The sequence below is a fragment of the Thermoactinomyces intermedius genome (assembly GCF_013912365.1).
GTDB classification, from domain to species: Bacteria; Bacillota; Bacilli; order Thermoactinomycetales; family Thermoactinomycetaceae; genus Thermoactinomyces; species Thermoactinomyces intermedius.
Window position 1 is genome coordinate 1 of the sequence record NZ_JACETT010000033.1, and the last position, 19,967, is coordinate 19,967.

Sequence of the window (19,967 nt, forward strand, 5' to 3'; positions counted from 1 at the left end):
ATATTATATATAATGGGATTCCCGGACGTGGGGGGATCCCATTTTTTTAAAGGGGTGTATGGACGTGAAAAAAGGGGAATCCAGTTTAACCGCGCTGATTTCCGCATTTGGCAGGGCTTATCACAGCCATTTGATACACCAAAGATTTTCGACGATTTTCTCGCCAAACAATTGATGACACAAGAAGAATATGATGCCATTAAAACCCATATGGTTCAAGGAATTTCGTTTTTCAACCCGGAAATGGCCGAGCAACATCGGGACAATCCGGATGAAATATTGAAATGGATCACCCAAGTTCAGTTATCGCCAACGCCTTTGGCACGGTCGGCCTATTGCGAAGCGGTATTGCAAAAGGAAATCGAATCAGGGGTCAGGCAATATGTCATTCTCGGTGCAGGCATGGACACGTTTGCCCAGCGGTATCCGGAACTGAAAAACAGATTGGAAATCTTCGAATTGGATCACCCTTTCACCCAAACGTTTAAATTGCAAAGATTGCAGGAGGCGGGTTTGGAAATACCGGATCATCTTCATTTCATTGCTTGTGATTTTACAAAGCCGTTTTCTTACGAAAAACTGTATGAAAAAGGCTTTGGCGATCAAAAAACCTTTTTCAGTTTGCTGGGCGTTTCTTATTATTTAAGCAAAGAGGAGTTGGCCGATTTGCTCCGGCATTTGTTTGCGAACGTTCCGGCGGGAAGTTCCATTGTTTTCGATTTTGCCGATGAACGACTTTTTGAAGAAAAAGGGTTCTGCAACCGGGTGGAGAACATGGTGAAAATGGCCGCGGCTGCCGGAGAGCCGATGAAATCTTGCTTTTCATTGCCGGAAATGGAGAACATGTTGGAGAAACCGGGCTTGCGGATCGTTGAACATTTATCGCCGGTCGATATTCAGGAGCGGTATTTTCGCAATCGGAATGATCATTTGTCTGCCTGCGAAACGATCCATTTTCTTCATGCCGTAAAAAGGGAAGAACTTTGATAAGATTCTTTCTTTCAAAGAGAGGATGAAGGATGATTCTGGAAACAGAAAGATTGTACTTGAGGGAATTGAAACAGGAGGATCTGGACCGTCTTCATGCCATCTTCTCCGATGAAGAGACCATGCGGTTTTACCCGGCGCCTTTCACCCGGGAACAAACCGGGCAATGGATCCAAAAAAATCAAGAACGATACCGGAAAGACGGGTTCGGACTGTGGGGGGTGTGCCTGAAAGAAACAGATGAACTCATTGGTGATTGCGGACTGGTTCGCCAGACCGTGGACGGCCGCACGGAAATTGAAATCGGGTATCATATCCATAAAAAGTATTGGTCCAGGGGATTTGCCACGGAAGCGGCCAAAGCATGCAAAGCATATGGCTTTCATCAATTGCATTTCAATAAATTGATCTGTCTCATCGATCCGAAAAATATTCCTTCCATCCGGGTGGCGGAAAAAATCGGTTTTACCAAAGAAAAAGAGGTTTTTATATTTGGCAAAAACCATGCGGTTTATTCGGGGGATAAGGAATAAGCTTACCGGGGATCCATCGGGTCTTGTATAAATCATCATCAGAAGCACTTGCCCTGTGTATTTGCAGGCAAGTGCTTCATTGGCAATTAAAGATTGTTTTTTAATTTTTCCGGATCATGCTGAGGGTTTTTTATCATTCATCCAACTCTCCTCCGGGAAGAGCCGTAATCACGTGATCTTATGATTGATTAAACCACGTGGTTCATGAGCCATTCTTTGGCTTTATCGCCTTCAAGCATTATTGGATTTTCAGGTGTACCGATATTAATGCTTTTTATATATGCATTATCAATACCTCTGATGTCTGTTAATTTTGCCCCTTTAATCAAAACATCTTCAAAAACGGAGACACTTACATCCACATGTTTCAAAGTAGCCTCACGAAAGTCAGCCTCCACAAAAAGACTGTTCACTAACTTGGCATGGGTCAGGTCTGTTTTGTAAAAGATGGTTTCAAAGCACTCACATTTAACAAACCTTGCATTTTTGGCATTAGCATGAGAGAAATTCACATAAGATAAATTTGCTTTCGTAAAATCAGCATGGGCCAAATTGGTATATTGAAATGTGGAGGAACACAGATGTGATGCAAACCAATCTTTACTTTTTAAGTTCATTCCATCAAATACACAATCTGTTAAAAAAGATTGATCCAAGGGATATTCCATTAAATTCATTTCACGAAAATCGATTGCGTCCAATTTTAATTTTTCGCCTTTTTTGCCAATCGTTTTAATCCATATTTTATGGGCTTCCAGACAATTCAATATTTTTTCTTGCATTTTGAAAACCTCTTTCTATGGATACCATATGATTCGGTCCTCAACCCCATTCTTTTTAATTGCATCTTCTAACTCTTTGACATGTTGAGGAATTAAATCTCTTTTATCAATAATTACATTATGACCTCTGCGAAACTCCGCATTAATCTTTTTCATTGCTTTTTCAACAGTAAAAGCGCCCTTTCTTGGAGAAGTGTGACCATTTGGATAGGAAACAAAACTTTTTATGTCCCATTTTATACCTGTGGTGGTATCAATAAATTCTGCGCCCCCGTCAGCCTGTGGATCACGAATGATTTTTCCCAGCTTTCCTTGACTTTCAAGCGCTAAACCTATTTCTCTTTCTTTAATCCCCTGTTCTGTAATTTGTCCGCCATGAGAAGGGTCTCTTGCTAAATCGTCATATTCCTCTTGGGTTCTTTTGACAGGATGATTTTTCTGATTTTTTCCACCCCCGTTTGTGCCTTCAATCCGATTCACCTCAGGTCTCCGGGGAATGTCCGGGGGTCCGCCGGCAGGCTGCAGTTTGGGACCGAATCCGAATCGTTCAGCCAGATCATCAATATAGACACCAAATTCCTTTAATAATTTCTTTCCGCCATTAAATATTCCTTTCAGGATCACCCCTGCTTTTTTGCCGGGGCCGGAAGCAATGCCGATGGCTGAGATCACTTTATCGACCGGGCTCAGTTTGTCCCCGGAGATGGAATCTTTTCCGGTAAAGAGGTCCTTCAAATTTTTGATGTTGGAGATGACCGGAATACAGTCGACAACGCTGCTTAACGCCCGGTCTGCCTCTTTTTTCCTTTCGCCTTGCAATGGATCGCCTGTGTATAGATCATATCCCAACAAACTTTCGACTGATTTTTTGAAGAAGCCGTCCAAAAATTCGTCATTTGCCTGCTTGCTTAATTTCTCCAAGTCTTTTTTATCCTTGGCGGCACCGATCCAGATAAGAAAATCGCCCAGCCAGGTGTTTTCGTCTTTTTTCTGTTGCGCACCTTGATTCGGTTTGACTTTGGTAAAGTCCTCATTCACTTCGGGAACCTCAAAACCTCCCGATGGATCGGCATAGCATGTTCCCGCCGACATGAAAAGAACAGCGAAACAAACAACAAGCCTGAACAAGGTCATGCAGAATCTTTTGATCATGATGATCACCCTGTTTAAAAAATCATAAGAATTATGGCAATCAAAAGGTTAACCAATACAACCAACAGCAGGGAAATGAGCATGGTGAAAAATCCCCTGAGTTTGGAAAAAGAGTGGATTTCTCCCAATGCAACGGCCATAAAGACGGCCCACCAAATCAAGATGGCCAGATCAAGCAGATGGAGGAAAATAAATAAGATTGATAAAAATGTACTGTTTTCCACAGTGGGTTGAACGGTTTGAAAAATTTCGTTTCCCAGGATCAGGATTTCCAAAAATCGGATGATCAGCGAAGCGGCAAAAAAGATCCCTGACCATGCGACGACGGGTTTGATTTCTTTGGTTGATCCTGTGCCCCCCAACCATTGTCCGGTAATGGAAAACAAATAGGTGGAAATCCAGACAAACAGGTAACCGGTCACCGGACTAAAGATGATTGCAATCAGCAAGATGGCGGACAAGCTCAAGGTATCCCCTGTGGAGTTGAAATAAGAATTGTCCAGATTAATGGAAAGGCCGGTCAGCAATATCAGCATAACGGGTATTTTCTTGTTGTTTAAAATCCGCTGGACCGTGTCCCCGGGGTTTAACCATATGGACAACCATGGAATGTTGAATTTGTTTTTCAATGGAGACAACCTCCCGTAAAAATGTAATGTTCCGTACGGATCTCATGGATCAATCACCAAACCGGCGCAAGGCGACAGTCCTATTGGCCGGATTTAACAATGTGAAACAAGAAGTTGTTTTTATTATAGAATATATAAAATATTTTAAAAACAATGAACTCAAATGATTTGTAGATTATTTCCATCGGTGCTGAGGCTGTCCCTTGCGCCAATACACAAAAACCGCCCCTTGAAATGGTGGCGGCTTTTTTATCTGAGACGGGATGACGTCGCTCGTTTAAAAATACTTCTTCTGCCCCTGATACTCTTTCAGGATTTCCACCGCTTCACGGAAACGCTGTGCATGCACCACTTCCCGTTCACGCAAGAATTTCAAAGCATCATTGATGTCCGGATCATCGGACATGTCTATCAGCCATTGGTATGTGGCCCGTGCTTTTTCTTCGGCGGCGATGTCTTCATACAGATCGGCAATAGGATCTCCTTTGGCCTGGATATAGGTGGCCGTAAATGGAACACCGGCGGCGTTATGGTAAAACAGGGCTTTGTCATGATCTGCAAAATGGGCGCCCAGTCCCGCTTCTTTCAGCTGTTCCGGCGTTGCATCTTTGGTCAATTTGTACACCATGGTGGCGATCATTTCCAAGTGGGCGAATTCTTCCGTGCCGATATCCGTCAAAAGGGCTTTGACCTTGTCCGGCAACGTGTAGCGCTGGTTTAAGTAGCGCAGGGCCGCGGCCAGTTCCCCGTCAGCGCCCCCGTATTGTTCAATCAGAAATTTGGCCAGTCTCGGGTTGCATTGGCTGACCCGGACCGGGTATTGCAATTTCTTTTCATAAATCCACACCGAATCTTTCCCCCTTTATATTTCCCAAGGCCAGGGACCTTCATTCCATCCGTCGGGATACCGGTTAAAACTGTGTCCGAAATGCATCAGGGGACCGAACTGTTTTTCATATCGGCGGCGGAGTTTGTCGCGTTCTTTGGCGTACCAGTTGTATTGGTCAATGGCGGACAGATCATCCGGATGGGTATCCAAATAAAGGTTCAATTCCGTCAACACAAAATCCACTTCCTGTAACTGCTTGAGCATTTGGAAGCGTTTGGCGTGATCCGGATACGTATCCATTATCTTTCCTCCCTTGGCGTTTTTTTCGGAGGATAAGGGCTGTATAAAATAGGCCACAGGGTTCCGCGGCGCAGGGCTTTGTGCGGCGGATATTGGGGGAGGCCGGGCGGTTGAAAACCAAGGAATTGGTTGGGTGCAACGACGTAAGTTTTGACTCTTTGCGGAGGGCAGGGATCCAAAGGGCTGATGTACGGATACCAAATCCGCTGTTGATAACGGAACGGGTCAGGCGTATTGCGGTCGCGGCAGTCTTTCACTCCAATCACCCTTCCTGTGAAAAATAAGATGGGAGGCATAATAACGATATGTATAAAAAAAGCATTTTAGAATGAAAAACATATTTTCCGGTTACAAAAAAACTGTGATGATACGGAAAACCGAGGATGCCGAAAAACGGTTTGAATACCAAATTTTCCTATGCATTGGCTGGTTTGATCCGACACAAGCTATAGACAACAAAGCCAAGGAGGTGAAAACACATGGCACAACAAGATCGCACTCGCAGTTCTAATCAATTGTTAGTGGCTGGTGCTGCTCAAGCAATCGATCAAATGAAATATGAGATTGCTCAAGAGTTTGGCGTTCAGCTGGGAGCTGACACCACTTCCCGTGCAAACGGTTCTGTCGGGGGAGAAATCACGAAACGTCTGGTTTCCATGGCTCAACAACAGCTTGGAGGAAGCAACTTCTGATTCAAGGACAATGAAATAGCATGGTGATTGGGTGGCGGCTGTAGAAGCCGCCACTTTCAATGGAAAGACAATGCATCCGTCAGGGATTTTTCATTGTTCATAATTTATTTTTATTCAAATTCTTTACTCTTTACCGAAAAGAGTTTATTTTATAAACAATAGTTGCAATCATGAGATTGGGAGGGATTTGGATGGCGAAACTTTACAATTTGACACAAGATATTGACCGCCACGCCCCAAGCGGCAAGGAAGCGATCCGCTGGGTCAACGCAGAGGGAAAAAGATGTTCGCTTTCTTATTCTGAATTAAAGGAAAAATCGGATCGTTTGGCCAAAGGGATGGTGGAACTCGGACTGGGCAAGGGAGACCGGGTCATGATTTTATTGCCGCGAATCCCTGAGGCTTATCTTTCATACATAGCGTGCTTAAAAGCCGGATTGGTGGTGATCCCGGGATCGGAAATGTTAAGGGCCAGCGACATTGCCTATCGGCTACGCCATTCCGGGGCGAAAGCGGTGATTGCCCATGCTTCGCTTGTGGAACGGGTGGAAGAGGCGGAAAAACAATCTCATCTGTTGCACAGCCGGCTGATTCACGGAGAGGAACGGGATGGCTGGAAACCGCTTTTATCCTTGAATGGAAGCGCTTTAACGGAGCTCCCGGAAACCACCGAAGAGGATATGGCCTTTTTGTCTTACACATCGGGAACCACCGGCAATCCCAAAGGCGTGATCCACCATCACAGTTGGGCGATTGCCCATCAAAAGACGGCGACCGAAGCTTGGCTGGATATTCAGCCGGATGATGTGGTCTGGGCCACTGCCAGCCCGGGATGGGCCAAATGGATCTGGAGCCCGTTTGTATCCACTTTGGGGGCCGGTGCGACGGCGTTTGTATATCACGGGACGTTTGATGCCAAAACATATCTAAAGCTTCTGCAGGATGAAAAAATCAATGTGCTTTGCTGTACCCCCACCGAGTATCGCATGATGGCGAAACTGGATAACTTAAAGGATTACCGGTTGCACTTGAGAAGCGCGGTCAGCGCCGGGGAACCCTTAAACCGGGAAGTGATTCAGGTTTTCCAAAACCATTTCGGGATCCGGGTGCGGGACGGTTACGGCCAGACCGAAAACACACTGTTGGTGGCCACTTTAAAAGATATGGAAACCAAACAAGGTTCCATGGGCAAACCGACTCCCGGCAACAAGGTGGCCATCATCAACGACGAAGGAAAAGAAGTCCCGGCAGGGGAAGTGGGGCATATTGCGGTTCATCGTTCCTCACCGGCTTTGTTTAAAGGGTATTATCAGGATCCGGAAAGAACCCTGCAAGCATTTATTGGTGATTGGTATCTTACCGGGGACCGGGCGAGAAAAGATGAAGACGGATATTTCTGGTTTGAAGGCCGGGCGGATGATATCATTATCAGTTCCGGATACACCATTGGCCCCTTTGAGGTGGAGGATGCTCTGGTCAAGCACCCGGCCGTGAAGGAATGTGCGGTGGTGGCCAGCCCGCATGAGGTGAGGGGATCAATCGTCAAAGCGTTTGTGGTTTTGAAAGAAGGATTTTCCCTGTCCGAAGAGCTGATCCAAAAGTTGCAGGATCATGTCAAAAAGATAACGGCTCCTTACAAATATCCGCGGGAAATTGAATTTGTCGGCCACCTGCCCAAAACAGCCAGCGGAAAAATCCGCCGGGTCGAACTTCGGAATTTGGAAAAGCAAAGAAAACAGGCATCGTCTTGAAAGGATCGAAGCGCTTTCGGTATAATGAATGGGACTTGAATGGAAAAGGAGTCCATGAAATGAAGGTATTTGCGCATGGTTGCAATATCAACTTCCAGGAATCCGTCAGGGAAATGGTAATTTCCGATTGGAAGCGGCTTTTGGATAAAATGCTCGATCAGCAGGAAAAAACGCTTTTCGGGAAAATCGATCTTGAAGCAAAAGAAGTCAGGGTTTACGGCCGCTTGGAACGTTTTGATTATGATGAGGAAGGGAACCGGTGCACGTTTTATTTCCGGTGGTTGGATGAACCGAAGCACGAGGAAGAGAACCGGAAGCTGGAAGAGTTGTATTTGAGCCACGAAGCCAGCTTTGATATTGTGGATGAACAAGCGGGTCCCGTTCATTACCGGGTTTTATATATCACGTTCATGGATGAAGAGACGGGGGATGAAACCACGTATTTCTTTGCGGATGAGGAAGGCGTCTCCGAACCGCTGGCTTGTGTGGCGGAGTTTTGGCAACAGGTATGGGAGTTGGGACGGGACATCGATTTTGAAATGTTTGGATGTTCGGTTTATGACATCAATCGCAAACCATGCGGTTGTGAATGAAATCACGGGATAAAGGGCAGAAGTCTTTAGACTTCTGCCCTTTTTTCGTTTTTTAGGTATATAACGTGTGACTTTAAAACGGTTGTTTCATACAACTAAATCAACCGGAAAAAGCCATCGTTCACCATTTTCGCTTGTTTTTGAAGACCTCTTTAAACACGTTGTTGATGGCCGGGGTGTTCATGAGCTGAACCAGAAATTCATCAGAGCCGCTGCTTTCAGCGGATTGTTTGGAAACGACTTTTTCTTTTTGGGGTTTGGTTTGGACTTGGTTCAACTTTGCGAGGGCAGAGATGAGTTCTTTTAAAACTTCTTTATCCGTCACCGCCAAGTTGACCGATTGCATAGCTTTCACGATGTCATCGAATTGTTTGATCCGTTTGGACAACAAGCCGGACCAGTTTTGGATTTCTTTCCAATAGTCAAGAGAATCTTCCGGCTTTTTTTCCATCGTCGTACGCACCGCCTTTCAGGAGAAGGATTCGATGGAAATATATTCACAAGATTGTGAATCAGTGAAACCGGGGAGTGAAAATCATGGAATACACCAATGGTCTGCTCCCTTCTTCGGCAGAGAAGTGGAATGCACGGCCGCCGCAAGGCATCCGGAAAATTTTTTACTTGCGCAGCGGCCATTCTTTGGACCGTTGTTTGAAGGAAATGAGATATTCAGGGGTCCGGCCGATTCGTTACTTGTCCCATTTGGGGATGATCATCGGGGAATACACACGCCCTTCCCGCTCGCATAAACTGGAAGGAATCGAGTACTGGGAAAGCGATATCCGGATAACGATCACCGAACCTTATATCGGAACATTGAACACTCCTGTCAAGCAGGAAAACCTGCCTTGGGGAATTGAAAGAATCAAGGCGCACAAGGCTTGGAAATGGAGTAAAGGGAGAGGGGTCCGGGTAGCCGTGATCGACACGGGGATTGCAGATGACCATCCGGCGATCCGTGACAATTACCGGGGCGGGATCAATATTCTCTCTCCTTACCATACCCCGAAGGATTATAACGGCCATGGCACGCATGTCGCAGGGATTATTGCCGGGCGGACGGCAGAGGCCGGGATTGTGGGGGTTGCCCCGGAGACGCATATTTACGGGGTGAAGGCGTTTAACCGCAAAGGAAGCGCCAACCTTTCCGACTTATTGAGCGCGATCAACTGGTGTATCGAAAATAAAATGCATGTCATCAACATGAGCTTTGGCATGGACAAAGTCAGCGAATCCCTTCGCCATGCCATCCAGATTGCTCACCGGAAAGGGATTTTGATGGTTGCGGCGGCAGGGAATCAAGGGATGTCTTCCCGGATTGATTTTCCGGCCCGCTATCCGGAAACCATCGCGGTGACATCGATTTCGAAAAACGGGGAATTGTCAGTGTTCAGCAATTACAGCAAAGGAGTGGACATTGCCGCCCCGGGAGACCGGATCCTGTCGGCCTGGTTGAATCATTCCAAGCGGGAGATGAGCGGAACTTCCATGGCGGTTCCCCATGTGACCGGAACCATTTCGCTTTTGTTGCATCTCAATCCGTATCTCAATCCGGAGCAAGTCCGTTACATTCTCACGCAATCGGCGGAAAAGCACGATCATCTGAAGGAGATCGGCGTGTTGAATGCCTATGAGGTTCTCCGGTTTTATCACAAGATCTACCGTTATTAGCCCGGGGGTTCCATTCAAAGAAAGGTTGGAAATGAAAGCTCGGTTCCGGTGATTTTATGTTAAACTTATTATCGTGGTCAAAAGCGACAGCACCATATTGAAAAAGGATTGATCAAGGCGATGAAGAAGTCAAAGCAAAAAACAGGGGGCGCAGGGCTGGTTACCCAGCGTTTGCATATCCTGTGGTTCATTGTTGTTCTGCTCTTTGTCGCTGTGATATTGCGATTGGGTTGGATCCAGCTGGGCTCGGGAGAAAAATATCAACTGTTGGCCGAAGAAAACAACTTCAAAAAAATCCCGATTGTTGCCTCAAGGGGGCTAATTTTTGACCGGAACGGCACGGAGCTTGTCGGGAATCAATCGCTGTTTGCCGCGATGTATATTGAACCGGATATCAGCAAAGAACAAAAATTGCAGACGGCAAAGAATCTGGCAAACACATTGGGGATGACCGTGAGTGAAGTCCTTGATGCCATGGATGTCGGATTGGACGAAAAAGGAAACACCGTGATGCGCAAACAGCCCCCCTATTACCCGAAGAGCATCAAAGACCAATTGAGTGAGAAGGAAATTGTCAAAATCTCTGAAAACCCTGATCTTTTTCCCGGCGTGAATATTTTTTCCCAGCCGCTTCGCAAATACCGGACGGATACATTTGCCGTTCAGACCATCGGCTATGTCCGTCCGTTTGCCGGAGCAAAATCCTCGCTTTCCAGGTATAAAGATGCGGCGGAAAAAAAGGACCAAGGCGGTTACCTGGACTGGGAGCAAGTCGGAATCGACGGATTGGAATACACCTATCAGGATGAGCTCCGGGGAAAAAACGGTTACCGGTTGGTCCGGGTGAACTCTAGGGGAAAACTGGTTGAAGTGTTGAAAGAAGTCCATCCGAAATCGGGAAATCACTTGTATTTGACCCTGGATGAAAAAATGCAGCTGGATGCGGAAACATTCATCGAACAACATTTAAGGCACTTGCGCACCACTTCCGGAAAAGACCGGGCACCGTATGCCAAAAATGCCTATGCCGTCGCCATGGAAGTCAAAACGGGAAAAATCCGGGCGATGGTCAGTTATCCGGACTATGATCCGGGGATTTGGAATCAAAAAGTATCCCAAAAAGATTATCAAAATCTGAGTTATGTGATGAGAAACGGAACCATCACCGAAGCTCCTTATGATGCAAGGGGTGCGGCGGACCCGGAAAAAGAGATGCAAAAACATCCGTTGTCCGTTTTGCCGTCCGGATCCACTTTTAAGCCGCTCATGGTTTGGATGGGCTTGGAGAAAGGTTTGATTTCGCCGAATACACACTGGTCCGATCCGGGAAAATATTATTATGCGAAAGCGACACCTCCGGTGCGGAATTCCGGCGGGCACAATTACGGAACGTTAACTCCGGAAAAGGCACTGCAAAAGTCTTCCAACACGTTTATGGCCTGGCTCGGGACCCGCTGGTATTGGAAAGAAAAGTCGGAGGCGGTCCGGGAATTCCGTGAACTCACGCACCGTTTTGGCTTGGGTGTGAAAACGGGGGTTCCTTTAAAAGGAGAACAGGACGGTTCGGAAGATTATCTCGTCACCGCCGAGAAATTCTCGGGTTTGGGCGCAATGGCTCTTTCTTCCTTTGGCCAAGCCCAACGGTACACCACGATGCAGTTGGCCCAATATGCGGCGACGCTGGCGAACAAGGGGAAACGAATGAAGCCGCAACTGGTGGAAAAAGTGGTCAATCCCCATACGCGTGAAACCAAAGAAATCAAACCGGAAGTGTTAAACCAAACGGACATCAAGCCGGAACATTGGCAAACCGTGGTCAACGGCATGGTGAAAGTGACCAAGTCCGGCGGAACCGCCAGCGGTTTGTTTGGCCATTTGCCCTTTGACGTTGCGGCAAAAACGGGTACGTCCGAACAAGACATTCCCGGCAGAGGCCGTGTGGAAAATTCCGTGTTTATTGCCTTTGCCCCGGCTGACGATCCGGAAATTGCGGTGGCTGTCGTTGTCCCGGAAGGCGGGTATGGTGCGGTGGCTGCCGGTCCGATTGCGGAACGGTTGATCACTTCCTATTATGAGCAGTTTATGGCAAAGTGATCATGAAGCCGGCGGAGTGCAATTCCGTTTTTGAAAAAAGAAAATCCCATCTACATCGCCGGTAGATGGGATTTCATCTTCTGATGAGGCCAATTATTGTTGTTGTTGTTGTTGTTGGCCTTTTTTAGCTTGAGATTGCTGGTTTTGTTGACGAACTTGTTGTGCATTGGTTTCGGAAGCAAACTCCGTTCCGAATTTACCAGCTTGTTGCCCTTGGCGAGCTTGTTGTTGCTGTTGTTGAGCTGCACCAGCTTGAGAAGCAAACTCGGTACCGTATTTACCGGTTTGACGTTGAGCGGATTGCTGATTTTGCTGACGAACTTGTTGTGCATTGGTTTTGGATTCTTGCGGTCCAAAGTTTTTGTTGTTCATCATTTCGTTCACCTCCCGTTAACTATGGTGTCCCCTTATGGAGCAATTATGTTTACCGTTTTTTTCCTGTTTTTCTTTTGAAATCGAATGACCCATAGGAGGCGCAAATGAAACAGAGATATTTACAATGGGTTTTGAAATATCTTCCGAAAAGAACCATATCCCGGTGGATGGGAAAGCTTGCCCGGCAGTCGTGGAGCCGCCGGTTGATTCCCATCTACATCCGGTATTTTCGAGTCGATCTCACCCCTGTAAAAAAACCGGTGCATGAATTTGAAAATCTGCTTGCTTTTTTTATCCGGGAATTGCGGCCGGACATGCGGCCGGTTGCCCGGGAAGATCATTTGATCATCAGTCCGGTGGATGGCACGATTTCGCAGGTGGGTGAGATTAAAGAAGGAAAGTTGTTTCAGGCCAAAGGAATTACCTATTCTTTGGAGGAGTTGCTGGGGCATCAGAAAAAATACGTCGAGTCTTTTCTGGGCGGTCGTTTTATGACCATTTATCTGAGTCCGAGCGATTATCATCGCTTTCATATGCCGTTGGACGGAAAAATTCATGCTTGTACGCATTTGCCCGGCGAATTGTATCCGGTGAATCCGATGGTGGTAAACTGTATGAAAGGCATTTTTGTTGTGAATGAGCGTCTGATTTCTTACATTGATTCCATGGATTGCGGAAAAGTGGCGATGGTCAAAGTCGGGGCAACCAACGTGGGAAGCATCAAGGTTTCCTATGACCGGAACATTGCCACCAATCAGAAGGCGAAAAAGGAATTGTTCCAGACGTACGATCCGGCCTTTTCCTTTAAAAAAGGTGAGGAATTGGGTTGGTTTGAATTCGGATCCACCATCATCCTGTTATTTGAGCCCAATCAAATCGACTGGATGAATTATTGTGTCCCGGGAGCAAAAGTCCAAATGGGACAAGCCGTGGCACGGATTTTAAAAAACGGAGGGGAGGCCATTGAACCATAGACGCGTCATCATCCCCTTGCATCAGTTTCCGCGTATGTTTCCGGTGGTGACAAGCGTTTTAATCATTCAAGCCATCGTGTTTTTCTTTTTTTTGATATCGGGTCATCAGCATCACCCGATGCAATGGATTCAGTTTGGAGCCGTTGTGCAATGGCGTGTGGAAGAAGGGGAATTTTGGCGGTTGCTTTTTTCTTTGTTTTTGCATGTGAACCTTTTCCAATGGCTGTTGGTGGCTTTTTCTATTTATTTGTTGGCCCCGCAGTTGGAATGGCTGTTTGGAAAAAGTGTTTTTTTGCTTCTCTTTTTGGTGACCGGCATGATCGGAAACTGGGGCATTTGTTGGATGGATTTCCAGGGAATTTATACAGGCGCGACGGAAGCGGTTTTTGGTTTGATGGGGGTTTACTTATATCTGCTTTTGCGCGGCATCATTCATCCCTTATTCGGAAGGGCCATGATCTTGTTGATTGTTTTGAGCCTGGCTTTGGGCCATGCATTTTTGTTTGCGCATATTTTGGCTTTGCTTGCGGGATTTGTCATGGCCATGGTGATGATCCAAATCAAACAATTCACGGCACGAAACAAGAGTGGGTTTTAATGATTTCGGGACAGGCGAAAAAGTCTGTCCTTTTTTGTTTTGTGGTAAAAAATCCGGGCCTGGATAAGCTAATACTGGTGATGGATGATGCGACTCTTTGCAAACATGGACCGGATGGACCGGGAAGCCTGGCTTCTTTTGTTGACCAGCAGCCTTTTTTTTATGGCCACTTCTCTGTCCAGCACGTTTGTGAATGTATACCTTTTTAAAATGGAAGAAGATTGGGTTCTCATCAGCATGTTTAATCTCATTCAGTACTTTATGACCGCGGTCACGTTTGCGCTTGGAGGATGGCTGATCAAAAAACGGGACCGGGTGATGGCGATCCGGTTGGGGGTTGCGGTGTTGGCCCTTTTTTATCTCGGTGTATGGTGGTTGGGCGCCCGGTCGGTTGACTGGTTTTCCGCACTCGGTGTCATCATGGGGCTGGGTTCCGGTTTTTATTGGCTGGCTTACCATGTGATGTATTTTGAGATCACGGAAAAAGAGAACCGGGATATTTTTAACGGCCTTCACGGATTCTGCACATCCGCGGGAGGAATTGTGGCCCCGTTTGTATCCGGGCTTTTGATCAGCAAAATGGGGGAACTGAAGGGATACCGGCTGATTTTTGGCATTTCGTTGATCATCTTTTTATGCGCCGTTTTGGTCAGCTTTTTTTTCCGTTCCCGGAAAGCCCGGGGAAACTATGCGTTGCGGTCGGTTTTGGCATTGGCACGGGATCGGGAAACGGATTGGTTTTGGGTGAATTTGGCCATGACCGGCCAGGGTTTTCGCGAAGGGGTTTTTGCTTTTTTGCTGGGTTTGCTCTTTTTTGTCATTGTGAAAAGTGAATTGGCCTTGGGAAGTTTTTACACGGTTTCCTCCGCGATGTCCTGTCTTTCCTTCTTTATTGTCAGTCGTTATCTGCGGCCGGATTTGCGAAACCGTTACATGCTGGTCGGCGCCTGGATGATGGGATTGGCTGCGGTGCCGTTTGTTTTTCAACCCAATGAATGGACGATCTGGATTCTCGGGGTGGGCGTTTCCCTGTTTTATCCTTTATACCTGTCCCCGATGACTGCCGTTGTCTTTGATGTGATCGGCCAATCCGGAGAAACGGCAAAGTACAAGGTGGAATATGTCGTTTCCAGGGAAATGGCATTAAATCTGGGACGCATGGCCGGTGTGTTGTTGTTTGCGGGATGGGTTCAATCTTCAACGTCCCTTTCGTCGATCCGGTGGTTTGTTTTGGTCATCAGCTTTGTCCAGATTTTTGCTTGGTGGGCGATGCGAAAGATTCCGGTACAAAAACGTGTGGAAAACCATGCTTGGAGGATGTGAAAGGCAGGGCATCCTCAATGAATTTAATATTTCAAAATATTAATTATTTTTGGTTTGATACAATAAAAGAAAGCAAGGGAGGGGGGACCGGATTGATCCTTTACTTTGCTTACGGTTCGTGCATGGATGAGTTGAGTTTCAAACGGACGGTGGGCGAAAACGGGTATAAACTCATGGGCAGAGCCGTGTTGCCGGATTTCCGGTTGGCTTTTACCTTGTACAGCCCGAACCGGATGGGAGGGGTTGCGGATCTTCTTTGGTCGCCGGGTGAAAAAGTGGAAGGGATCCTGTATCAGTTGAACCCGGAGGTGCTTAAGGATCTGGATGAACGGGAAGGGGTGAGCCACGGGCGATATAAGCGGATCCAAGTGAATGTCTGCCATCAGGGGAAAAAGAAGATGGCGATGACTTACACGGTGGTGAAGAAAGAAAGCAAAGAGGTTTGCCCGCATCCGTCATACTTGAAAGAAATCATGCGGGGAGCCGGAAGGTTGAGCCGGGAATATCAGGAGCAATTGCGAAAGGCATGCAAGGAACGGTTTGGCATTTCCGTGTAACCTTAAAAAAAGGAGGGGGAAACGGATGGATTTGTCCGGATTGGTCCGGAGGCAAAAAGCCTTTTTTTACAGCGGGAAAACCAGGGAGCTTTCGTTTCGGTTGAGTAACTTACAAAAATTGTTGGATGCGGTGAAAAGGTATGAGCCGGACATCCTGACAGCTTTAAAAAGGGATTTAAACAAGTCGGAGTATGAAGCCTATGTGATGGAAATCATGGTGATCAAAGAAGAAATCAAATGGATGAAAAAGAATTTGCGAAAGTGGGCAAAACCGCGCAGGGTCAAAACCCCGCTGGTTTTATTCGGCGCCCGGAGCTATGTTTATCCGGAACCCTACGGCGTCAATTTGATTATTGGCCCGTGGAATTATCCGGTCCAATTGATTTTGTGCCCGTTGACCGGCGCCATTGCGGCCGGGAATTGTGCCGTGATCAAACCGTCGGAATATACCCCGCATACATCCAAAGTATTAAAGCAAATGATTGAAGGAATTTTTGATCCGGAATATGTGGCTGTGGTTGAAGGGGAGGCGGAAACAGCCCGGGCATTGATCCGGGAGCCTTTTGACCATATTTTCTTCACAGGGAGTGTGCCCGTCGGCCGGTCCGTCATGGAGAGTGCAGCCAAATCATTGACTCCGGTGACCTTGGAGCTGGGCGGCAAAAGCCCGGTGATTGTCAGTCCCGACTGTAATGTGGAGTTGACTGCCCGCCGGATTGTCTGGGGCAAGTTTACCAATGCCGGGCAAACTTGCGTGGCGCCGGACTATGTGTATGTTCCGGAAGAGCTCAAAGAGGCCCTGTTGAATCAAATGAAAGAGGAAATCAAGCGTTTTTACGGGGAGAATCCGCTGGAAAATCCGGATTATACACGGATTGTGTCTGCAAAGCATTTTCAACGGTTGCAGTCCTTTTTGGCACCGGACCGTATTGTTGTTGGCGGCAAAAGCGATCCAAAGTCGCTTAAGATTGAACCGACCATCTTGGATCCCGTTTCTTGGGAAGATCCCGTCATGCAGGAAGAAATTTTCGGCCCGGTCTTGCCGGTGTTGACCTATTGCAAGCTGGATGAAGTGATCCAAACCATCCGGCAGAAACCGAAACCGCTTGCACTCTATGTGTTTGCAGAAAACAAAAACGTGCAGGAAAAAGTGATTGCTTCCTTGCCTTTCGGCGGGGGATGCGTCAATGACACGCTGATGCATGTCGGAACCCCGCATTTGCCCTTCGGGGGAGTGGGCCCGAGCGGGATCGGAAGGTATCACGGGAAATACAGTTTTGATTGTTTCTCCCACCAGAAGGGAATGATCAAACAAACCACGCGGTTTGACATGGCTTTAAGGTATCCTTATGTGAAAAGCGGTTTGAAGTGGATCCGGAGATTGACAAGATAAAAACCGCGGAAGCGGGGAAGCGGGTTCCCTGCTTCTGCGGTTTTTTTGTCTGCCACGGATGTTTTGTTTACAAATCAATCCGCCGGCCTTCCCGGTCGCTTTGGATGGCTGCTTCGATGATGCGGATGACTTCGCGGGCTTCTTCTGCGGTCACGGGCGGACGGGAGCCGGTGCGAATGGCTTCCGCCAGCTTTTGGTAATACATTTCATAGCAGCCGGCAAGAGAAGGAATGGTCGCCGAAATTTCCAATCCGTCCTTTTCGTAAACCGCTTTTAAATAGTGTTCCGGACTTTCTTTGCCCCATTCGGGTGCATGGGGGGTCAGGCCGTTTTTCAGTTGCTCTTCTTGCGGATCCATCCCGTATTTGATCAAGGTTCCCTGACTTCCGTGTATTTCGTAACGGGGACCCGGCGATTTCACCAGACAGCCGGCTTCCAGCCGGACCCTCAAACCGGATTCATAGCCGAGAACCAGATGAAAGGCGTCCGTGGTTTGCGCCTGCGGGCGTTGTTTGAACAACTCCGCAGACACGAATTGCGGTAATCCGAATAAGACCAAAGCCTGATCGACCAAATGGGAACCCAAGTCATAGAGCAATCCGGAACCGGGAAGATCCCGTTCGCGCCACCGGTCTTTGACTTGCGGGCGGAACCGGTGAAAATGGGCATGATACGTGTGAATCGTTCCGATCAATTCTTGATTCAGGCATGTTTGGACGGTCAAAAAGTCGCTGTCAAAACGGCGATTTTGATAGACACTCAAGATGCGGTTATGTTTGCGGGCGAGTTGAATCAGTTCATCGGCTTCTTCGGTGCGAATGACAAACGGTTTTTCCACCACCACATGTTTGCCGGCCGACAGCGCTTCTTTCGCATACGGATAATGGGTTTCATTGGGGGATGTAATGATGACCAGTTCCAATTCGGGGTCGTTGAGCATCTCCTCCAATGTTTTGGTGATTTCTGCTTCCGGGAGTGATTGTTTGACCACTTCGGGTTTGGAAGAAAGGACTTTGGTCAATTTCAGGGCCGGAACAGCCTGAATGACCGGTGCATGAAAAGTGGACCCGGAAAAACCAAATCCGATCAGTCCCGTCTGAATGGGTTTCATATGGAAACACTTCCTTTGCTGCTTTAAGAATCATAATGTGTGGCCCGACGATAGCCTCGAAAACGGGTTTCCAGCTCTGTACCCAGCCGGAACAAAGCATCTTCCTGTCCAGGGATGGTCACCAGCTGAAAAGCAACCGGCAGATGTTCTTCGCTTTCCCCGATGGGAATGGTGAGGGAACACAGTCCGTATGTGTTGGCATACGTGATAAACTGCAGGTATTTAAAAATCGTTTTCCGGATGGAAAAGAGTTGGCGGTAAAGTTCACCATGTTTCAGGGCCGGGCTGTGATAAACAGGCAAAACCAAGATGCGTTGTTTTAGAAAATCATACACTTCCATTTTCGTTTTTTTCCACCGGATGAGCAAGTCTTTCCATTCCCGGGGGGAGGGTTTGAGAAATTCAGCGGCCAAAAGAGCCCAGGTCAAATAGTGGTGGTAACGGGGGTTGAGGCCGGTTTTGGATTTGAGCCAATCCCAAAACACTTGTCCGATATGGTCAAACTCGGTCTGCTGGAGAAAGGATCGGGCGCCGTCAAAAGTCATGATCCAAAACCACGTTTGTGTGGAGTCCGAAAAGTGAGGCGGGAGGGTCCGGTCGATGGGGAAATCTTGTTTCAAAAAGGAATGGATTTGGTTATACAGTTGCCTGGTTGAAGTGTTGACAGGGGTGAAAAACCAAAGATCAGGCACCGACAGGGTGTACTCGGAGAGATTTTGGACGGGAGACGGTTTTCCGGCGATAATTTCATGGATCAATTGGGCATCGGCGACGGATTTGGAAAGGGCGCCGATGCCCAGCATATTTTGCTGCAAGGGATGAGCCAGCTTTGGAAACAATCCTTCATCCGGCACTTGATTCATACCGGACTTGAAACCGATCACTCCATTGAAATGGGCCGGAAACCGGATGGATCCCCCGATGTCGGCCCCGATGCCGACCGCAGCTCCGCCCGCGGCAATCAGTGCACCTTCCCCTCCGCTGGATCCCCCGCTTGTCCTGGATAAATTCCACGGGTTATTGGTGCGGCCGTAAAGAAGATTATCGGTTTCCTGGCAGAAGCAGAGTGAAGGTGTGTTGGTTTTGGCAAGGATAATGGCTCCTTCTTTTTTCAAACGCCGGACAACTTCGGCATCGCACGGCCGGGGAGCGGAAGCATGGTGGGGAAGGCCTCCCGAGGTGACGGTTCCTTCGACGAAAAAAGATTCTTTCAAGCTGACCGGGACACCGGCCAAACGCCCTTTCAAACCTTGATCCTTGATTTCCCGGGCTTCTTTCAATGCATCATCCCACCGTGTTTCGACAACGGCATTCAAATGCGGATTGATTTTTTGGATGTGGTGATAATAAGTTCGCAAAACCTCTTCCACATCCCAGGTCCCCTTTTTTAATTCCCTGGACAGGGTCGTTGCATCCATGGTCAGGATTTCTTTCATTGGATTCCCCCTGTATTGATTCAGAGTATTCTGTTATTATTATATCATTGTTGCTCGCGGGGAGGGGCGGGATGTATGGAAGAAAACGGAAAATATTTCGGGGATTCTTGGAAAGATTAGCAGGGAAAGAAGGATTATTGGTCGAATATTATAGAGATCAAAAATGCAGTTATGGTACCTTTGCATG

The 19,967-nt window shown here is 47.4% G+C and carries 21 protein-coding genes and 1 pseudogene; 12 read left to right on the top strand and 10 right to left on the bottom strand.

The window, feature by feature from the left end:
- The first annotated feature begins 58 nt into the window (after positions 1-58).
- Positions 59-987 (top strand): annotated as a pseudogene (locus H1R82_RS07595) (class I SAM-dependent methyltransferase).
- A 32-nt stretch (positions 988-1,019) separates the two neighbouring features.
- Entirely contained in the window at positions 1,020-1,520 is a 501-nt protein-coding gene (locus tag H1R82_RS07600; RefSeq protein WP_121874169.1) for a GNAT family N-acetyltransferase, read from the top strand.
- Between the two features lie 188 nt (positions 1,521-1,708).
- Here H1R82_RS07600 and H1R82_RS07605 read toward each other — a convergent pair whose 3' ends face one another.
- From H1R82_RS07605 to H1R82_RS14650, 6 genes are all read right to left on the bottom strand, one after another.
- Positions 1,709-2,302, bottom strand: coding sequence for a pentapeptide repeat-containing protein (locus H1R82_RS07605; protein WP_121874170.1), 594 nt, complete (start codon positions 2,300-2,302; stop codon positions 1,709-1,711).
- Between the two features lie 15 nt (positions 2,303-2,317).
- On the bottom strand, positions 2,318-3,454 hold the full coding sequence (locus H1R82_RS07610) for a pre-toxin TG domain-containing protein (RefSeq protein WP_181731065.1): 1,137 nt from the start codon (positions 3,452-3,454) through the stop codon (positions 2,318-2,320).
- Positions 3,455-3,468: 14 nt separating this feature from the next.
- A complete protein-coding gene (locus H1R82_RS07615; protein WP_181731064.1) occupies positions 3,469-4,083 on the bottom strand; it encodes a YIP1 family protein in 615 nt (204 codons plus the stop codon).
- A gap of 277 nt (positions 4,084-4,360) precedes the next feature.
- The gene (locus tag H1R82_RS07620) at positions 4,361-4,930 is read right to left on the bottom strand and encodes a manganese catalase family protein (protein ID WP_037995530.1); all 570 of its coding nucleotides are present in this window, start codon (positions 4,928-4,930) and stop codon (positions 4,361-4,363) included.
- Positions 4,931-4,945: 15 nt separating this feature from the next.
- On the bottom strand, positions 4,946-5,212 hold the full coding sequence (locus tag H1R82_RS07625) for a spore coat protein CotJB (RefSeq protein ID WP_181731063.1): 267 nt from the start codon (positions 5,210-5,212) through the stop codon (positions 4,946-4,948).
- Entirely contained in the window at positions 5,212-5,469 is a 258-nt protein-coding gene (locus H1R82_RS14650) for a spore coat associated protein CotJA (protein ID WP_052186691.1), read from the bottom strand. Before H1R82_RS14650 ends, H1R82_RS07625 begins: the two co-directional genes overlap by 1 nt.
- Before the next feature lie 222 nt (positions 5,470-5,691).
- On the opposite strand from H1R82_RS14650, the gene H1R82_RS07635 reads away from it, so the two are divergent.
- From H1R82_RS07635 to H1R82_RS07645, 3 genes are all read left to right on the top strand, one after another.
- Positions 5,692-5,904, top strand: a complete 213-nt coding sequence (locus tag H1R82_RS07635; RefSeq protein ID WP_037995524.1) for an alpha/beta-type small acid-soluble spore protein — start codon at positions 5,692-5,694, stop codon at positions 5,902-5,904.
- Positions 5,905-6,095: 191 nt separating this feature from the next.
- Complete coding sequence (locus tag H1R82_RS07640) at positions 6,096-7,655, top strand: acetate--CoA ligase (protein WP_232333815.1); 1,560 nt, start codon at positions 6,096-6,098, stop codon at positions 7,653-7,655.
- 59 nt (positions 7,656-7,714) lie between these two features.
- On the top strand, positions 7,715-8,248 hold the full coding sequence (locus tag H1R82_RS07645; RefSeq protein ID WP_181731061.1) for a hypothetical protein: 534 nt from the start codon (positions 7,715-7,717) through the stop codon (positions 8,246-8,248).
- 121 nt (positions 8,249-8,369) lie between these two features.
- Here the strand turns inward: H1R82_RS07645 and H1R82_RS07650 are convergent, their stop codons facing one another.
- Positions 8,370-8,699 carry a hypothetical protein gene (locus H1R82_RS07650; RefSeq protein WP_181731060.1) on the bottom strand — a complete coding sequence of 110 codons (330 nt, stop codon included), beginning with the start codon at positions 8,697-8,699 and terminating at the stop codon, positions 8,370-8,372.
- A gap of 86 nt (positions 8,700-8,785) precedes the next feature.
- Here H1R82_RS07650 and H1R82_RS07655 point away from each other — a divergent pair, with 86 nt between their 5' ends.
- Together H1R82_RS07655 and H1R82_RS07660 are read left to right on the top strand one after the other, a co-directional pair.
- A complete protein-coding gene (locus H1R82_RS07655) occupies positions 8,786-9,919 on the top strand; it encodes a S8 family peptidase (protein WP_181731059.1) in 1,134 nt (377 codons plus the stop codon).
- Positions 9,920-10,039: 120 nt separating this feature from the next.
- Positions 10,040-12,013 carry a peptidoglycan D,D-transpeptidase FtsI family protein gene (locus H1R82_RS07660; protein WP_181731058.1) on the top strand — a complete coding sequence of 658 codons (1,974 nt, stop codon included), beginning with the start codon at positions 10,040-10,042 and terminating at the stop codon, positions 12,011-12,013.
- Between the two features lie 93 nt (positions 12,014-12,106).
- Here H1R82_RS07660 and H1R82_RS07665 read toward each other — a convergent pair whose 3' ends face one another.
- Positions 12,107-12,388: a gamma-type small acid-soluble spore protein gene (locus tag H1R82_RS07665; protein WP_181731057.1), complete on the bottom strand. Its 282-nt coding sequence runs from the start codon at positions 12,386-12,388 to the stop codon at positions 12,107-12,109.
- Between the two features lie 104 nt (positions 12,389-12,492).
- Here H1R82_RS07665 and asd point away from each other — a divergent pair, with 104 nt between their 5' ends.
- The 5 genes from asd (at position 12,493) to H1R82_RS07690 (ending at position 17,233) form a co-directional block, all read left to right on the top strand.
- Positions 12,493-13,362 (top strand): archaetidylserine decarboxylase, encoded by an 870-nt coding sequence (gene asd, locus H1R82_RS07670; RefSeq protein WP_181731056.1) that lies wholly within the window; start codon positions 12,493-12,495, stop codon positions 13,360-13,362.
- Entirely contained in the window at positions 13,352-13,960 is a 609-nt protein-coding gene (locus H1R82_RS07675) for a rhomboid family intramembrane serine protease (RefSeq protein WP_181731055.1), read from the top strand. The genes asd and H1R82_RS07675 overlap by 11 nt, the downstream gene beginning before the upstream one ends.
- An 87-nt stretch (positions 13,961-14,047) precedes the next feature.
- A complete protein-coding gene (locus tag H1R82_RS07680) occupies positions 14,048-15,283 on the top strand; it encodes an MFS transporter (RefSeq protein WP_181731054.1) in 1,236 nt (411 codons plus the stop codon).
- Between the two features lie 92 nt (positions 15,284-15,375).
- Positions 15,376-15,840, top strand: coding sequence for a gamma-glutamylcyclotransferase family protein (locus tag H1R82_RS07685; RefSeq protein WP_181731053.1), 465 nt, complete (start codon positions 15,376-15,378; stop codon positions 15,838-15,840).
- A 25-nt stretch (positions 15,841-15,865) separates the two neighbouring features.
- Positions 15,866-17,233, top strand: coding sequence for an aldehyde dehydrogenase (locus tag H1R82_RS07690; RefSeq protein WP_181731052.1), 1,368 nt, complete (start codon positions 15,866-15,868; stop codon positions 17,231-17,233).
- Between the two features lie 67 nt (positions 17,234-17,300).
- Here the strand turns inward: H1R82_RS07690 and H1R82_RS07695 are convergent, their stop codons facing one another.
- Both H1R82_RS07695 and H1R82_RS07700 read right to left on the bottom strand, forming a co-directional pair.
- Positions 17,301-18,344: an oxidoreductase gene (locus H1R82_RS07695; protein ID WP_181731051.1), complete on the bottom strand. Its 1,044-nt coding sequence runs from the start codon at positions 18,342-18,344 to the stop codon at positions 17,301-17,303.
- Positions 18,345-18,367: 23 nt separating this feature from the next.
- On the bottom strand, positions 18,368-19,780 hold the full coding sequence (locus H1R82_RS07700; RefSeq protein WP_181731050.1) for an amidase: 1,413 nt from the start codon (positions 19,778-19,780) through the stop codon (positions 18,368-18,370).
- Positions 19,781-19,967 lie beyond the last annotated feature (187 nt).

Bases quoted from the DNA above. Each gene is read 5' to 3' on its own strand.
- H1R82_RS07600 (WP_121874169.1), top strand. From the start codon at position 1,020: ATGATTCTGGAAACAGAAAGATTGTACTTGAGGGAATTGAAACAGGAG.
- H1R82_RS07605 (WP_121874170.1), bottom strand. From the start codon at position 2,302: ATGCAAGAAAAAATATTGAATTGTCTGGAAGCCCATAAAATATGGATT.
- H1R82_RS07610 (WP_181731065.1), bottom strand. From the start codon at position 3,454: ATGATCAAAAGATTCTGCATGACCTTGTTCAGGCTTGTTGTTTGTTTC.
- H1R82_RS07625 (WP_181731063.1), bottom strand. From the start codon at position 5,212: ATGGATACGTATCCGGATCACGCCAAACGCTTCCAAATGCTCAAGCAG.
- H1R82_RS07635 (WP_037995524.1), top strand. From the start codon at position 5,692: ATGGCACAACAAGATCGCACTCGCAGTTCTAATCAATTGTTAGTGGCT.
- H1R82_RS07640 (WP_232333815.1), top strand. From the start codon at position 6,096: ATGGCGAAACTTTACAATTTGACACAAGATATTGACCGCCACGCCCCA.
- H1R82_RS07645 (WP_181731061.1), top strand. From the start codon at position 7,715: ATGAAGGTATTTGCGCATGGTTGCAATATCAACTTCCAGGAATCCGTC.
- H1R82_RS07650 (WP_181731060.1), bottom strand. From the start codon at position 8,699: ATGGAAAAAAAGCCGGAAGATTCTCTTGACTATTGGAAAGAAATCCAA.
- H1R82_RS07655 (WP_181731059.1), top strand. From the start codon at position 8,786: ATGGAATACACCAATGGTCTGCTCCCTTCTTCGGCAGAGAAGTGGAAT.
- H1R82_RS07660 (WP_181731058.1), top strand. From the start codon at position 10,040: ATGAAGAAGTCAAAGCAAAAAACAGGGGGCGCAGGGCTGGTTACCCAG.
- H1R82_RS07665 (WP_181731057.1), bottom strand. From the start codon at position 12,388: ATGATGAACAACAAAAACTTTGGACCGCAAGAATCCAAAACCAATGCA.
- asd (WP_181731056.1), top strand. From the start codon at position 12,493: ATGAAACAGAGATATTTACAATGGGTTTTGAAATATCTTCCGAAAAGA.
- H1R82_RS07680 (WP_181731054.1), top strand. From the start codon at position 14,048: ATGCGACTCTTTGCAAACATGGACCGGATGGACCGGGAAGCCTGGCTT.
- H1R82_RS07690 (WP_181731052.1), top strand. From the start codon at position 15,866: ATGGATTTGTCCGGATTGGTCCGGAGGCAAAAAGCCTTTTTTTACAGC.
- H1R82_RS07695 (WP_181731051.1), bottom strand. From the start codon at position 18,344: ATGAAACCCATTCAGACGGGACTGATCGGATTTGGTTTTTCCGGGTCC.
- H1R82_RS07700 (WP_181731050.1), bottom strand. From the start codon at position 19,780: ATGAAAGAAATCCTGACCATGGATGCAACGACCCTGTCCAGGGAATTA.